The organism is Arthrobacter burdickii (assembly GCF_030433645.1).
Taxonomy (GTDB): domain Bacteria; phylum Actinomycetota; class Actinomycetes; order Actinomycetales; family Micrococcaceae; genus Arthrobacter_D; species Arthrobacter_D burdickii.
On the sequence record NZ_JAROCG010000001.1, the window covers coordinates 1069698 to 1082738 of the forward strand.

General features: G+C 68.6%; 16 protein-coding genes. 6 read left to right on the forward strand and 10 right to left on the reverse strand.

Features of this window, described 5'->3' with window-relative positions:
- The first annotated feature begins 113 nt into the window (after positions 1-113).
- Complete coding sequence (locus P5G52_RS04980) at positions 114-746, forward strand: uracil-DNA glycosylase family protein (protein ID WP_087074068.1); 633 nt, start codon at positions 114-116, stop codon at positions 744-746.
- A gap of 112 nt (positions 747-858) precedes the next feature.
- On the opposite strand, the gene P5G52_RS04985 is transcribed toward P5G52_RS04980, so the two are convergent.
- The 3 genes from P5G52_RS04985 to P5G52_RS04995 all read right to left on the reverse strand — a co-directional run bounded on the left by P5G52_RS04985 (position 859) and on the right by P5G52_RS04995 (position 2184).
- Positions 859-1221, reverse strand: a complete 363-nt coding sequence (locus P5G52_RS04985; protein ID WP_301225210.1) for a hypothetical protein — start codon at positions 1219-1221, stop codon at positions 859-861.
- A gap of 238 nt (positions 1222-1459) precedes the next feature.
- Positions 1460-1669 (reverse strand): hypothetical protein, encoded by a 210-nt coding sequence (locus tag P5G52_RS04990; RefSeq protein ID WP_301225212.1) that lies wholly within the window; start codon positions 1667-1669, stop codon positions 1460-1462.
- A gap of 47 nt (positions 1670-1716) precedes the next feature.
- On the reverse strand, positions 1717-2184 hold the full coding sequence (locus P5G52_RS04995; protein WP_301225214.1) for a MarR family winged helix-turn-helix transcriptional regulator: 468 nt from the start codon (positions 2182-2184) through the stop codon (positions 1717-1719).
- A 153-nt stretch (positions 2185-2337) separates the two neighbouring features.
- Between P5G52_RS04995 and P5G52_RS05000 the strand changes: the two genes are divergently transcribed.
- From P5G52_RS05000 to P5G52_RS05015, 4 genes are all read left to right on the forward strand, one after another.
- On the forward strand, positions 2338-3594 hold the full coding sequence (locus tag P5G52_RS05000; RefSeq protein ID WP_301225216.1) for an MFS transporter: 1257 nt from the start codon (positions 2338-2340) through the stop codon (positions 3592-3594).
- 96 nt (positions 3595-3690) lie between these two features.
- On the forward strand, positions 3691-4758 hold the full coding sequence (locus tag P5G52_RS05005) for a spore photoproduct lyase family protein (RefSeq protein ID WP_301225218.1): 1068 nt from the start codon (positions 3691-3693) through the stop codon (positions 4756-4758).
- Between the two features lie 78 nt (positions 4759-4836).
- Complete coding sequence (locus tag P5G52_RS05010; RefSeq protein ID WP_301228653.1) at positions 4837-5520, forward strand: YqjF family protein; 684 nt, start codon at positions 4837-4839, stop codon at positions 5518-5520.
- Between the two features lie 175 nt (positions 5521-5695).
- The gene (locus P5G52_RS05015; RefSeq protein WP_301225220.1) at positions 5696-6052 is read left to right on the forward strand and encodes a VOC family protein; all 357 of its coding nucleotides are present in this window, start codon (positions 5696-5698) and stop codon (positions 6050-6052) included.
- A 22-nt stretch (positions 6053-6074) separates the two neighbouring features.
- Here the strand turns inward: P5G52_RS05015 and P5G52_RS05020 are convergent, their stop codons facing one another.
- Positions 6075-6773, reverse strand: a complete 699-nt coding sequence (locus tag P5G52_RS05020) for an SDR family oxidoreductase (protein WP_301225222.1) — start codon at positions 6771-6773, stop codon at positions 6075-6077.
- Positions 6774-6925: 152 nt separating this feature from the next.
- Here P5G52_RS05020 and P5G52_RS05025 point away from each other — a divergent pair, with 152 nt between their 5' ends.
- Positions 6926-7336 carry a YybH family protein gene (locus P5G52_RS05025; protein ID WP_301225224.1) on the forward strand — a complete coding sequence of 137 codons (411 nt, stop codon included), beginning with the start codon at positions 6926-6928 and terminating at the stop codon, positions 7334-7336.
- A gap of 144 nt (positions 7337-7480) precedes the next feature.
- On the opposite strand, the gene P5G52_RS05030 is transcribed toward P5G52_RS05025, so the two are convergent.
- The 6 genes from P5G52_RS05030 to P5G52_RS05055 form a co-directional block, all read right to left on the reverse strand.
- Positions 7481-8344, reverse strand: coding sequence for an aldo/keto reductase (locus P5G52_RS05030; protein WP_301225226.1), 864 nt, complete (start codon positions 8342-8344; stop codon positions 7481-7483).
- A 74-nt stretch (positions 8345-8418) separates the two neighbouring features.
- Positions 8419-9540: an alcohol dehydrogenase catalytic domain-containing protein gene (locus tag P5G52_RS05035; protein ID WP_301228655.1), complete on the reverse strand. Its 1122-nt coding sequence runs from the start codon at positions 9538-9540 to the stop codon at positions 8419-8421.
- Between the two features lie 59 nt (positions 9541-9599).
- Positions 9600-10112 carry a hypothetical protein gene (locus P5G52_RS05040; RefSeq protein WP_301225228.1) on the reverse strand — a complete coding sequence of 171 codons (513 nt, stop codon included), beginning with the start codon at positions 10110-10112 and terminating at the stop codon, positions 9600-9602.
- A 220-nt stretch (positions 10113-10332) separates the two neighbouring features.
- A complete protein-coding gene (locus P5G52_RS05045) occupies positions 10333-10998 on the reverse strand; it encodes a GntR family transcriptional regulator (RefSeq protein WP_301225230.1) in 666 nt (221 codons plus the stop codon).
- Positions 10999-11112: 114 nt separating this feature from the next.
- Positions 11113-12132 carry a transketolase family protein gene (locus P5G52_RS05050; RefSeq protein WP_301225231.1) on the reverse strand — a complete coding sequence of 340 codons (1020 nt, stop codon included), beginning with the start codon at positions 12130-12132 and terminating at the stop codon, positions 11113-11115.
- Complete coding sequence (locus P5G52_RS05055; protein WP_301225233.1) at positions 12129-13037, reverse strand: transketolase; 909 nt, start codon at positions 13035-13037, stop codon at positions 12129-12131. The genes P5G52_RS05050 and P5G52_RS05055 overlap by 4 nt, the downstream gene beginning before the upstream one ends.
- Between the last annotated feature and the right edge of the window lie 4 nt (positions 13038-13041).

Consider the following 13041-nt stretch of genomic DNA (forward strand, 5'->3'; position numbering starts at 1 on the left):
GTGCTGATGCCGGTGCAGCGGTGCCCACGAAGGACTGGCGTAGGCTGGAAGTCTGCGGACACGTTCGCGCCACCCCAGGCGCCGTCCGCGAGGAGGCGGAATTGGTACAGCGCATGGCAGACCCCACGTATCGGGCCCAGCAATGGGAACAGCGGTACGATCCACAGATCGAGGACGTGAACCGGCTCTGCGACGCGCTGGCCGAGTCCAAGCCGGGGTCGGGCGTGCCGTACATCGATCCCATCCATGATGTCGACGGCTGCAAGATCGTCAGCCTCTTCTCGAATCCCGGAGCATCGCTGCCGTCGGGATTCGTCTCGTTCGAGAACGACGACCCGAGTTCCATCCGCATGGCCGGGATCTACGAAGCGATCGGTCTTCGCCCCGACGCTTTCATGCCGTGGAACGCCCATCCCTGGTACCTCCCGGAGGGCAAGGAACGCGCGCTGACCATGGAGCAGATCACCGATGGGGTGAAGCCCCTCCTGACATTCCTACAGCAGGTTCCCCGCGCCTCGGCACTCGTGGCGCACGGCGCCGATGCCCACAAGGCTGCGCGCCGGCTCATGAAGCTCGAGAACCGTGCCATCGCCAAGCGCGGGTTCAAGATCTACGAGGTCCGTTCCCCGGGGGAGCGCGCCTTCAAGGGCACGCCCGCCAATCAGGAGCTGTGGCTCAAGGAGATCCAGTCGGCATACACCGACGCCATGGGCAGGGCCGGGATCCGGGTCCGGCAGTCCATCTAGATCCGGCAGTCCATTCGGAAGTCACGGAGCCGGAACCGGCCCTGACGGCAATGCGCTGAACTCCGCCCGGGCGGAGTTCAGCGCATTGTTTTGTATGAGGCTTGATGGCGCCTCAGGCCGAGCCGGTCACCGTGCGCAAGGAGGCCCCGATGGGGGCGGCATCGTCAGTAGCGCGCCCGAGCGTGAGGCCGCGCAGGGTCGCCGAGATGTCCTCGAGGGACTGCTGTACCCAGGCGAAGGCCTCGTCGTCCATGGCGCGCTCACAGGGGTCGGGGATGCACGAGCGGTGCGCCAGCGCGAGGCGGGCGACGGTTCCCTCGAGTGAGTCGAGCAACCCCTCCGTCTCGGCAGCCAGGTGGTCGGCGAGTGCTCCGGCGCCCGGCGCATCGCGCCCGCCGGGCATCATGAGGAGCGTGGTCCTCGGCAGCCGGGAGGCCGCGGAGGGCGTGCTGACGGACGGGCGCTGCGTGCTCATATTGGTGAGACCTTTTCTAAGTCAAGAGGGCGCCCTGAAAGTCCCCACGGGCAGAAAACATTGACTGCAATAGTGTGCCACCGATTTCGCCCGTTCCTTGCGCTCCAGACGCAAGAATTCCGCAAGTTACCGATCGGTAGACCGATGCGGCCTCCGGGAGGTCCGCCCGCACCCACGCCGGCTCGTCGCCACGCCCCGGCGCCGGCCCGGGAAGCGCCCGACGGCGCGGTTCCCGCCGCTACTCCCCGTTCCGTCTGAGGTAGGTCGACCCGTCGGGGTTGCGCACCACCGTCCACTGCTGCAGTTCCTCCTGCCGGAGGCGCTGGGCCTCGTCGTCGCGGTAGACGATCGGCCCCGACGTCGTACCCCGCTGGGCGGGGCCGAAGAACATGCGCAGCTTTCCGGTGGCCGTCATGAAACGCGCGGACAGCGGATCCTTCTTGCTCATGGGTAATCCTTCTCCTGGTGTCGTTCGTACGGTCGGGGTCGGGGGAGTCACGATGCGCGCCTCGAGGACGGCAACTCGGTTCCCGTCGCCCGGATGATGGCGTGCATGGCGTCGTTGAGGATCTCGACCTGCTCGCGGGTCAGTCCAAGCCGTTCCATCATGGTCACCGGGACCTGGCGTGCATCGGCGCGGAGCTCCCGGCCCGCTGCGGTGAGTTCGACGGCAAGGGCGCGCTCGTTGCCGGCAACCCGGGTGCGGGTCACCAGTCCCAGCGTCTCCAGTCGCTTGAGCATCGGGGAGAGGGTCGCGGACTCCATGGCGAGCGCCTGGCTGATGTTCCGCACCGTGCGCGGGCTCTCCTCCCACAGGGCGAGCATCACGAGGTACTGCGGATGGGTGAGGTTGAGCTTCTCGAGGACCGGCCGGTAGGCGCCGACCACGCTGCGGGATGCCACGGACAGTGCGAAGCATAGTTGGCGCTCGAGCAGGAGATCGTCGTCGGTTCTGGTATCCATGGGACCCCTTCCGTGGACGAAGGTTTGCGTGCTAATTGTTAGGGTACTACCTGTTGTTACCGGCCTGCACATCGGCCCCCGTCGGCGGTTCCGGCACGGGTGCTCCCGCGGGCGTTGCTGCCCGCCGGCCCGGTTCATCTGGCATCCTGAGTCATGCCTTCGCCTGCGCCGCCCCTCGGGGGTCCGTTCTGGACGCTCCTCGGGTCCTCCGCGCTGTCCAACCTCGCCGATGGCGCCCTCAAGGTGGCTCTTCCCCTCATGGCGGTCGCCCTGACCACCTCGCCTGTCCTCGTCAGTGGATTGGGCGTGGCATTGAGCCTGCCATGGCTCCTGTTCGCCCTGCCCTCCGGTGCCCTGTCCGACCGGCTGGACCGACGCCGCGCGATGGCCTCGGCCAACGCCGTCCGCGCCTGCGCCCTCCTGCTGCTGGCCGGAGCAGCGCTGGGCGGGGGCATGTCGATCTGGCTGCTGTATGCGGTCGGGTTCGTCATCGGCACGGCGGAGACGCTGTACGACACGTCCGCGCAGTCGATCCTTCCGCAGCTCATTCAGCGGGATCAGCTTCCGCGGGCCAACGGCCGCCTGTTCGCGGTCGAACTGACGGCCGGCCAGTTCATCGGGCCCCCGCTGGGCGGAGCACTCGTCGCCCTGGGAGCGGCGCTGGCCGCAGGGGGTGCGGCGGCACTCTGGCTGTGTGCCGCGGGCGCCCTGCTGCTGCTGCCGGGGTCCTACCGCACGCCCCGAACAGGCACCACGAGCATGCGGGCAGAGGTCGCCGAGGGGCTGCGGTTCCTCTGGGCCTCCCGGGTGCTCCGGGTACTCGCCCTCATGGTCGGTGTGTTCAACTTCGCCTCCAGTGCGGCGTTCGCGGTCTTCGTCCTCCACGCCGTGGGGCCGTCATCGGTCCTGAAGCTGTCGGAGGTCGGCTACGCCGTCCTGCTCGCCATGCTGGCCGTGGGAAGCGTGGCCGGTGCCCTGGTCGCCGACAGGATCCAGGAGGTCCTCGGCCGGTCGCGATCCTTCGCCCTGGCCATTCCGGCCTCGGCCCTGATGGTTCTGGTTCCTGTGCTGACGGACAGCCCCGTGCTGATCGGGGCTGCCTATGTGCTCGGCGGCCTCGCGATCGCGGTGTGGAACGTCATCTCGGTGTCCCTGCGCCAGCGCATCACCCCGGACCGGCTGCTGGGCCGGGTGAACAGTGGCTTCCGGCTGATGGCCTGGGGCACCATGCCGCTGGGCGCAGGAGCCGGGGGCCTGCTGGCGGATGCTCTGGGCATCGAGGCGGTCTTCGTTCTCATGGGCGTGCTGACGTTGTTCCTCCTCGTGGGGCTCCTGGTCCTGACGGACACGAACATCGATGCCGCGGAGCGTGGCACGGACGACTCGGCGGGATTTCCCGCGGAGAGCTGAGCCGCGGAGAGCTGAGCCGCGGACGGGTGCTCAGAGGTCCGGAAATGTCGGTGCGGGCCGATATGTTGGGTGCAAAGCCGCCACTCGAAAGGTCGCATGCTCCAGGCCAGCAAGCTGCTCCAGATCAGCCGTATCTACGTCGAGCCGGCCGCGGCCGAGCTGCCCAGGGGCAAGGAGATCCTCGCGCGCTGGCCGGAGGCCGACGTCGTGGAGGTCGCGAGCCACTGGCGGATCCCCGAACTCAGCGGCGATGAGGCGAACGTCCGCCGGTGGGCGCGGATCAAGACCGAAGCCCTCGTCGTCGGCGTCAAGAAGTCCCTGACAGCCAAGCCCAACGGCAGGTCGGCGGACTTCATCGCACCCTCGACGGCGAACGGCTGCGCGATGGCCTGCGCCTACTGCTACGTCCCGCGCCACAAGGGCTACAGCAACCCGATCACGGTCTTCGCGAACATCGACCAGATCAGCGGCTACCTCGAACGGCACGTCGCCCGGCAGGGCATGAAACTGGAACCCAATCAGTGCGATGACCATGCGTGGGTCTACGACATCGGGGAGAACAGCGACTGCTCCGTGGACGCGCTCGTCAGCGACAACGTGCGGGACCTCGTCGACCTCTACCGCGAGCTCCCCACCGCCAAGCTCTCCTTCGCCACCAAGTACGTGAACCGGGAGATGTTGTCGTGGGACCCGCAGGGACGCACGCGCATCCGGTTCTCGCTCATGCCCGAGAGGCTCGCCCGCACGGTGGACGTGCGCACCACTCCCGTCGCCGAGCGGATCGCCGCCATCAACGACTTCGTGGACGCGGGGTACGAGGTGCACGTCAACTTCTCGCCGGTGATCATCACACCCGGCTGGCAGGAGGACTGGCGCGAACTCTTCCGGCAGCTGGATGCCGCGCTCTCGCCGGCCGCGAAGCAGCAGCTCGCGGCGGAGGTCATCTTCCTGACGCACAACCAGCAGTTGCACGAGATCAACCTGGGCTGGCACCCACAAGCCGAGGAGATTCTGTGGCGGCCGGACCTCCAGGAGACCAAACGGTCGCAGAATGGTTTCACCAACGTGCGGTACATCGCCTATGAGAAGCGGGGCTACCTCGATGAGTTCCTCCGCCTGGCCGGGGCCGAACTGCCCTACTGCCGGATCCGCTATGCGTTCTAGGGCGCAGTCCGCGTGACAAGCGGCCACCAGCCGGACCCCGCCCGGTACCTCGCACCCGCACTGCCGCGTCCCGTGATCATGGACCAGCGCTGGGTGGACGCGGTGTTCCTGCATTGGCGGATCGCCCCCGAGGTGGCAGCACCCTACCTGCCCCCGGGAGTGGTGCCCGATGAGGTGGACGGGTCGTCCTGGGTGGGGCTGATCGGCTTCCGCATGGTCGGAGCCGGACTGGGCAGGGGCCTGCCCGTCCGGTACTTCGGGTCCTTTCCGGAGATCAACGTCCGGCTCTACTCGCGGGGACCCGACGGCACGCGCGGCGTCGTCTTCGTGACCCTCGACGCGTCGCGCCTCGCCGTCGTGCTCGCCGCGCGCGTGGGCGGGATCCCGTACGTGTGGTCGAGGTGCTCCCCGATCCAGCGCGGGGAAGGCGCGCGGCGCGAGTACGGGTACGACGTCGTCCGGTACCGCAGGCAAGCCACGTCCCGCTTCGCGGTCCGGCCGGATGCGGACCGGACAGCGGAGGACGCCCTGTCGCTGGAGCTGACCGCGCGCTTCGGGCTGCACAGCGCCCTTGCGGGGAGGACCCTCTACATCCCCAACACCCACACGCCCTGGCCCTTGCACCCGGCGACGCTGACGGAGTTCGACGACGGGCTGCTGGGCGCAGCCGGATTCCGGATCGAAGGCCCACCGGAGTCGGTCCTGTTCTCACCCGGCGTGCAGACGCAGTTCGGGCGGCCGGGCGTGGTCCACCGGGCGTGAGGGGCGGCGTCGGGGCGCCGTTCAGTCCCGGCGTCGACATCCGGCGTGGAAATCCGGGGTTGAGGGCGGCGTCGAGCGCCGGCGCCCCGCGCCGTTCGCAGCGCGTGCCGCCTGCGAAGAACCTGTCGCCGAATGCGGACACGGATCGTCCTCGTGCGGGTCTATCGTCGGTTCCATGGCTATCGCACGATTCCCCAGCACCGTCCTCGACTGCCCCGATCCGGCCGTCCTCGCAGCGTTCTACGGCGCGCTGCTGGACTGGACCGCCGACGTGTCGGAGGACTGGGCCGAGATCCGGGCCGACTACGGCCAGTCGATCTGCTTCCAGAAGGTCGAGCCCTATCCGCCGCCGAAGTGGCCGTCGACGGACAAACCCCAGCAGGCACACCTCGACGTGGTGGTCGATGACCTCGACGAGGCCGAGGCCGCGGTGATCGCCCTCGGCGCAGTTCGGCACGAGTTCCAGCCCGGGTCGACCTTCCGCGTGTTCCTCGACCCGGCGGGCCACCCGTTCTGCCTCTGCGCGGACTGACGCAGCGAACCTGCACGGGGTATCACCCCAGCGCGATACCCGAGGGCCGGATGCTGAGCGACTCGACGGCCGCTTCCCGAGTCGCGTCGACGGCGAGCCGCACGCCCTTCGCCACCTGGTCCGGGCGGATCCAGGCCTCGGGCCGGTAGTCCCTGCCCTCCCAGGCATGCAGTTCCTCCTGCATGTCCGTGGCCACCCTGCCGGGGTGGATGGAGCTGACCCTCACGCCGTTCGGCCGCTCCTCCTCCCGCAGCGCGTCGGTGAAGGCCCGCAGTGCGAATTTGGTGCCGCTGTACACCGCCGAGCCTGCCCCGGAGGTGTAGCCCGAGCCGCTGTTGATGGCGATGACCTGGCCGCCCGCCGCGCGCAGCGCCGGCAGCAGGGCGCGCGTGAGGGACGCGACGGCGAAGACGTTGACCTCGAAGCTCTCGCGCCACGCGTCGTCGGACAGCTCCGCGATCGCGCCCATCCGCAGGACGCCGGCCGAGTGGATCAGGACGTCCAGGCGGGGGATGCCCGCGACCGCCGCGGCGACCTGTCCGGCGTCGCGCAGTTCAGCCGCGAACGGCTCCGCGGACGGGAACGACGACGAGAGGTGCGCCAGGGCGGTCAGGTCGCGACCGCCGAGCAGCAGATGGTGTGTCGGGGCCAGCTCGTCGGCGATGGCGCGGCCGATGCCGCGGGACGCGCCGGTGATGAGGGCGACAGGGTTCGGAGACATGGCTTCACCCTAGCAACGCGCCCCCATCATCCGGGGGCCGGAAGACCCGGGCCGGGTCGCTGCCGTTGACACCGCGGGAATGCTCACGGACACTTCCAACAACAAAGGTTTACCGAGGGACAACATCTCTTCCTGGCACGAAAGGCCCGATCATGACTAGTACAGATCTGACCGAGGAGGACGTGATGCGGGCGGCCGCCGTCCTCGTCGATGCTTTCCGGGCCACCGACACCCGCGCGTATTTCGACTGCTTCGCCGAGGATGCGACCTTCGTCTTCCACACCGAGGACAGCAGGCTCGACTCCCGAGGCGCCTACGAGCAGTTGTGGGCGGAGTGGCTCGCCGGGGGCTGGCGCGTGACCGGCTGCTCGAGCAGCAACCCCAGGGTGCAGCTGCTCGGGGACGTCGCGATCTTCACCCACGACGTCCGCACGACCACCTCGACCGCGGGCGCGCCGGAGACCACGCACGAGCGCGAGACCATCGTCTTCCACCGCTCCGGCGGTGCCGTCCGGGCGGTCCACGAACACCTCAGCCCTGTTCCCGAGGACGGCCGGGAGTAAGCGCGCGGCGCCTGTCGATCCATCCCGGCTCGTGGTTGCCGACGCCTGCAGCTCCCGTGGACCCGCCCGTATACCGGAGGTTCGAGCACGGACGCCCGCCCTTCCAGGGAAGGGCGGGCGTCCGGAGTGTCTCGAGTGGGTGGGCTAACGGGTGCCGGACAGTGTCGCGAGCTCGTCGGCCGAGAGTTCGAGCTCCGCAGCCTGGACCGAGTCGCGGATGCTCTCGGGGCGTGAGGCCCCGGGGATGGGGATGACCGTCGGCGCCAGGGCGAGTTCCCAGGCCAGGCACACCTGCTGGGGGCTGACCCCATGCCGGTCGGCGATCTCCTGGAACGGCGTGAACTGCTCGCCGAGTCCGCCGGCCTTCTTGATGCCTCCGAGCGGGCTCCACGGCAGGAAAGCGATGCCGTTCTCGCCGCAGTACCTGAGCTCGTCCTCACTGGAGCGGAAGGCGGGCGAAAACTGGTTCTGCACCGACACGAGCCGTCCGCCGAGGATCTCGTTCGAGAGCTTGATCTGGTCCACGGTGGCGTTCGAGATGCCCGCCATGCGGATCACGCCCTCGTCGAGCAGGTCCTTCACAGCACCCACGGAGTCCTCGTAGGGGACCTCCGGGTCCGGTCGGTGGAACTGGTACAGGCCGATCGCGTCGACACCGAGCCGCTTGAGCGAGGCCTTCGCGGCCTCCTTGAGGTAGTCGGGACGGCCGTTCAGCGTCCACGATCCGTCGCCGGGGCGCAGGTGGCCACCCTTGGTCGCGACCAGCACGGACGAGCTGTCCGCGCCGTAGGTCGCCAGGGCCTTCGCGATGAGCAACTCGTTGTGGCCCACCTCATTCGCGTCGCGGTGGTACGAGTCCGCGGTGTCGATCAGGGTGACGCCGGCGTCCAGCGCTGCGTGGATGGTGCGGATGGAGCGGTCCTCATCGGGGCGTCCCTCGATGGACATGGGCATGCCGCCCAGTCCGAGAGCGCTGACCGGGGTACCGCCGAGCGTGCGTTGCTGCATTGTCGTTCTCCTCTGAATAGACGTGCAGTCGCCATGGTAAGCACGAACTCGGATTTGGTGCCATCGACAACAAATCAGTGGCCAAGCGTGAAGATCCGTCGTACCACCCGTCCCTCGGCGAGTGCGTCGAGGCTCTCGTTGAGGTCTTTGATCGGACGCGTGTCGGTATGGAGGAGTTCCACGGGGAGGCGGCCCTTCCGCCACAGGTCCAGATAGGCGGGGATGTCCCGCTCGGGGACGGCATCGCCCATGTAGCTACCGAGCAGCCGCCGTCCCATGCCCGCGAACTGCAGGGCCTGCGTCGTGATGTCCTGCTCGGGGTGCGGCAGTCCGACGGATACCAGGGCCCCGCCGCGCGCGAGCAGTTGCAGGCCCGCTTCCATGACGCGGCCACTGCCCACGGCCTCGAGCACGACGTCGGCGCCCCCGTCGGTCACCTCGGCCACCAGGCGGGCGGCGTCGTCGGGCGCTCCGGCGTGCTGCGCCCCGCAGCGCCGCCCCAGGTCCTGCTTGGCCGGAAGGGGATCGATGGCGATCACCGTGGTCCCCGGCACCTGGGCCGCCGCCATCACGGCCATCAGTCCCACGGCTCCCAGGCCGAAGACGACGACGGACTGCCCCTCGCGGAGTGCGGCGGTGTTCAGGACGGCGCCGATGCCGGTCAGCGCCGCGCAGCCGAACATCGCGGCGATGTCGAACGGGACGTCGTCGTCGATCACCACCACGGACTCGCGGGCGACGACGGCGTACTCCGCGAACGCGGAGACGCCGAGGTGGTGGTTGATACGGTTCCCGTCGGCGGTGCGCAGCACGGCGGGCCCATGCAGGAGATCGCCGCTTCCGTTCGACTCCGCGCCCCGGTAGCAGAGCGCCGGGCGCCCTGCGGAGCAGGCCCGGCACGATCCGCACGCCGGGACGAACACCAGGACCACGTGGTCTCCCGTGCGGACGTCGTCGACGCCTTCGCCCACGCGCTCGACGACGCCGGTCGCCTCGTGCCCGAGGGCCATCGGCAGCGGCCGGATACGCGAACCGTTGATGACGGAGAGGTCGGAGTGGCAGAGGCTTGCGCGCGCGATCCGGACCAGCACCTCGCCCGGCCTCGGCTCGGGCACGGGAACCATCTCGAGGGAGAGCGGCTTGCTCCCTGCATAGGGAACGGGCAGTTCGGCGGCGCGAAGCACCGCGGCGCGCATCATCGGGCTCATGGCATCCCCTCGGAGAAGTACGGACTGCGCCAGTCTAGGCGGCAGGCCTACTGGCGTCCGGCGGAGAAGATGCGGCCGATCACGCGGCTGTCGAGGACGTCGCCGAGCAGTTCCGCGGGGGCACCGGGCGGGAGGGGTACGCCGGGCCGGCCGCGCAATGCGCTCACATTCACTCCTGCCAGGAAGCATGAGCCGAAGGTGTCGATGAAATGGGGCCCGACGAGGTCGTCCACGGGCACCCGCACCGTGCCGGCGCCGGACCGGTCGCTGTCCGCGCTGTCCTGCCAGGTGTCGGCGAAGCGTTGTTCGCCGGTGGGCGTCCAGGAGTAGGGCGCCCGGCAGATGCCTGCATCCTCTGCCGGGCAGGTGTCGTCGATGAGTTCGTTGACGGCCTGCGAGACGAGGTCGGCGTCGTCCGGGTCGAGCTCGTACAGGCCGTGCAGGTAGGCGGTGAGCTCGAAGTAGTCGGTGGAGCCGCCCATGTTGCAGTAGTGCATCCAGGTTCCGTAGGGGGAGAGTCCTGCGAACTCCATCGCCGTCAGGGTGTCCTCGTTCTGCATCGCGCTCAACTCCTCGTCGCGGCCCGCTGCTGAGCCTCTCCGATACTCCCGCACGCACTTCAACTGAACCGGCCGATCAGGTTCAGTTTTGGCGCAAGGGCGGGGTCCCGCCTCAAGGCCTCCGCGGGAAAAGTAGAGGATTGGGCGCACCAGATCGGCCAGCAGGTCCCTGGGGAGCAGCGAGGAAGAGGTTCAGCGGGAGGCGCGGGTGCAGAGGATGTCAGCTGCCGGTGAGGAACTGCGCGGTATCGAGCATGTGCTCTTCGACCGCACGGGTCGCGCCGGCGGAGTCGCCGGTCTTGATGGCCTCGACGATGCCCGCATGGCGGTGAGGGCTCATGTTGCTGAGCGCCCGTTCCACTCCCGCGTACATGACGCTCATCCGGATGGACCCTTCGAGGGACTTCCATGAGTGGAGAAGTGTCGGGTTCCCGGTCAGGAAGCAGAGCGCCTGGTGGAAGTCGAGGTCCGCTTCGATGCGCTCATCGAGGTCACCGCCGGACGAGTCCTCCATGCGCTGGATCGCGTCCTCGAGCTTCTGCACCACTGCGTCCCGGTTGTCCTGCTCCGACAGCATCCGCGCGGCGAGTCCTTCCAGTGCGGCACGCACCTGGAAGATGTCCCGCACGTCGCTGGCGCCGAGGTGGCGAACGGCAAGTCGCCCCCGCGCCCCCGCCGAGATCAGTCCCTCCTGCTGCAGCTGCCGCATGGCTTCCCGCAGTGTCCCTCGACTGATCTGCAGCTTGTCGGACAACTCCGTCTCCACCAGGTGCGTGCCGGGTGCGAGCTCCCCGGTCGTGATGGCTCGGCGAAGGGCGGTGAGGGCCTGCTCACGGAGATTGCTCCTGGCCAGCCCGCCGAGGAGTGATGCTGGTGGTGCCGTCATGGAAATCCTCCGCCAGTTGCGAGTGTCGACATTTCGATGTCAACAATGATCCTACAAACCCGATGGGATGCGGGGCCGGTCACCCGCGCCGGGGGTGGCCGGGCGAGCTGTCCGTCATGACAGCTCGCCGAGGACCTTCTGCACGATCCGCTCGCGGGAGAGCCCGTATTTCTCGTGGAGGGTGGGCAGGGCCCCGGCTTCGAGGAACAGGTCGGGCAGGGCGATCGGCACGATCCTGGCGCCGGCACCATGACGCACCGCCACGCCGGCGACGGTCTCGAACAGGCCGCCCACCTCGGTGTGGTTCTCGAGGGTGACGACCAGGCGGTCCTTGCCCAGCTCGCGGAGGACGGTCTCGCTGTCGAAGGGCTTGATGGTGGGGGAGTGGATGACGGCGACGTCGACGTGATGGCGTGCGAGTTCCTCGGCCGCCTGGAGCGCCCTCATCGTCATCAGGCCGCTGGAGATGAAGACGACGTCGCGGCCCGGGCGCAGTTCCTTGGCCTTGCCGAGCTCGAACGTGTAGTCGTACTCGTCGAGGACGGTCGGAACGTTGCCCCTGAGCAGGCGGAGGTAGGTCGGTCCCTCCGACGCGGCCAGCTGGGGCACGGCCTGCTCGATGTCCAGCGAGTCGCAGGGATCCACGATGGTGAGGTTCGGCATGCCGCGGAAGATGGCGATGTCCTCGGTCGCCTGGTGGCTGGGGCCGTACCCCGTCGTCAGCCCCGGGAGACCGCCGACGATGTTGACGTTGAGGTTCGGTTCGGCGATGTCCAGGCAGAGGAAGTCGTAGGCGCGCCGTGCTGCGAAGACCGCGTACGTGGAGGCGAAGGGGACAAGACCGGTTTCTGCCATTCCAGCAGCAGCACCGACCAGGAGTTGTTCGGCCATTCCCATCTGGAAGAACCGTTCGGGGAACGCCTTGGCGAAGATGTGCATGTCGGTGTACTTGCCGAGATCCGCCGTCAGGCCCACGATGCGCGGGTCCTGTTCCGCTGCTGCGACCAATGCATGGCCGAAAGGCGCAGGAGCGGTCTTCTGGCCCGGGTCGGCGAAGGACGCGATCATCGCGGAGGTCTTCAGCTTCGGCTTGACGGCTGTTGTGGTGTCGGGAGCCTCGGTGGTGGTGCTCATGCCTGGGACCCTTTCGTGTGTCCTTCGGTGAGTTGATCCCTGCAGATCTGCCATTCGTGTTCTTCGATGCGCATGAAGTGGGCCTTCTCCCGCTCTTCGAGGAGGGGTACGCCCTTGCCGACCTTCGTGTCGCACAGGATGACGGAGGGTCGTCCTGTAGGACCGGCCTCGCGGGCGATGGTGTCGAGCGCGGACAGGAGGGCGGCGGCGTCGTTCCCGTTCACGCGCTGGGTGTGCCAGCCGAAGGACGCCCACTTGTCCGCCGCGGGCTCGATCCCCAGCACCGTCTTCGTCGCTCCGTCGGCCTGGAGGGCGTTCATGTCCACCAGTGCGGTCAGGTTGCCGAGCTGGTGGTGGTGGGCGCCCATGGCTGCTTCCCACGTCGACCCCTCGTCGAGTTCGCCGTCGGAGAGGAAGTTGAAGACCCGGGACGGGGACTGCTGGAAGCGGAGTCCCAGGGCCATGCCGACCGCGACTCCCAGCCCGTGGCCCAGCGAGCCTCCGGAGATCTCCATGCCGGGTGTGTAGGACGCCATGCCCGACATGGGCAGCCGGGACTCGTCCGAGCCGTAGGTGTCCAGCTCGTCGACGGGGATGATGCCGGCTTCCGCGAGGGCGGCGTAGTGGCCGATGGCGTAGTGGCCCGTGGAGAGCAGGAACCGGTCGCGGCCGTTCCAGTGCGGGTCCTCGGGCCGGTAGCGGAGCTGGTCCGTGTAGACGGCCGCGAACATGTCGGCGGAGCCCAGTGCCTGGCCGACGTAGCCCTGTCCCTGCACCTCCCCCATGTTCAGCGCATGGTGCCGGGCCCGGTAGGCGGATGCCTCGACCGTGTTGACCCGGTCGCGGAAGTCGGGCTGACCTGCGTCGTGGCCGCGGGTTGTGGTGGGTGTCGGTGTGAGGGTCATGGGG

Excerpts from the sequence above, each read along its gene's own strand:
- P5G52_RS05040 (WP_301225228.1), bottom strand. The coding sequence starts at position 10,112 with ATGCAGAACGAGGACACCCTGACGGCGATGGAGTTCGCAGGACTCTCC.
- P5G52_RS05035 (WP_301228655.1), bottom strand. The coding sequence starts at position 9,540 with ATGCGCGCCGCGGTGCTTCGCGCCGCCGAACTGCCCGTTCCCTATGCA.
- P5G52_RS05050 (WP_301225231.1), bottom strand. The coding sequence starts at position 12,132 with ATGAGCACCACCACCGAGGCTCCCGACACCACAACAGCCGTCAAGCCG.
- P5G52_RS04995 (WP_301225214.1), bottom strand. The coding sequence starts at position 2,184 with ATGGATACCAGAACCGACGACGATCTCCTGCTCGAGCGCCAACTATGC.
- P5G52_RS05000 (WP_301225216.1), top strand. The coding sequence starts at position 2,338 with ATGCCTTCGCCTGCGCCGCCCCTCGGGGGTCCGTTCTGGACGCTCCTC.
- P5G52_RS05055 (WP_301225233.1), bottom strand. The coding sequence starts at position 13,037 with ATGACCCTCACACCGACACCCACCACAACCCGCGGCCACGACGCAGGT.
- P5G52_RS05020 (WP_301225222.1), bottom strand. The coding sequence starts at position 6,773 with ATGTCTCCGAACCCTGTCGCCCTCATCACCGGCGCGTCCCGCGGCATC.
- P5G52_RS05030 (WP_301225226.1), bottom strand. The coding sequence starts at position 8,344 with ATGCAGCAACGCACGCTCGGCGGTACCCCGGTCAGCGCTCTCGGACTG.
- P5G52_RS04985 (WP_301225210.1), bottom strand. The coding sequence starts at position 1,221 with ATGAGCACGCAGCGCCCGTCCGTCAGCACGCCCTCCGCGGCCTCCCGG.
- P5G52_RS05005 (WP_301225218.1), top strand. The coding sequence starts at position 3,691 with ATGCTCCAGGCCAGCAAGCTGCTCCAGATCAGCCGTATCTACGTCGAG.
- P5G52_RS05025 (WP_301225224.1), top strand. The coding sequence starts at position 6,926 with ATGACTAGTACAGATCTGACCGAGGAGGACGTGATGCGGGCGGCCGCC.
- P5G52_RS05045 (WP_301225230.1), bottom strand. The coding sequence starts at position 10,998 with ATGACGGCACCACCAGCATCACTCCTCGGCGGGCTGGCCAGGAGCAAT.
- P5G52_RS04990 (WP_301225212.1), bottom strand. The coding sequence starts at position 1,669 with ATGAGCAAGAAGGATCCGCTGTCCGCGCGTTTCATGACGGCCACCGGA.
- P5G52_RS05015 (WP_301225220.1), top strand. The coding sequence starts at position 5,696 with ATGGCTATCGCACGATTCCCCAGCACCGTCCTCGACTGCCCCGATCCG.
- P5G52_RS05010 (WP_301228653.1), top strand. The coding sequence starts at position 4,837 with ATGGACCAGCGCTGGGTGGACGCGGTGTTCCTGCATTGGCGGATCGCC.
- P5G52_RS04980 (WP_087074068.1), top strand. The coding sequence starts at position 114 with ATGGCAGACCCCACGTATCGGGCCCAGCAATGGGAACAGCGGTACGAT.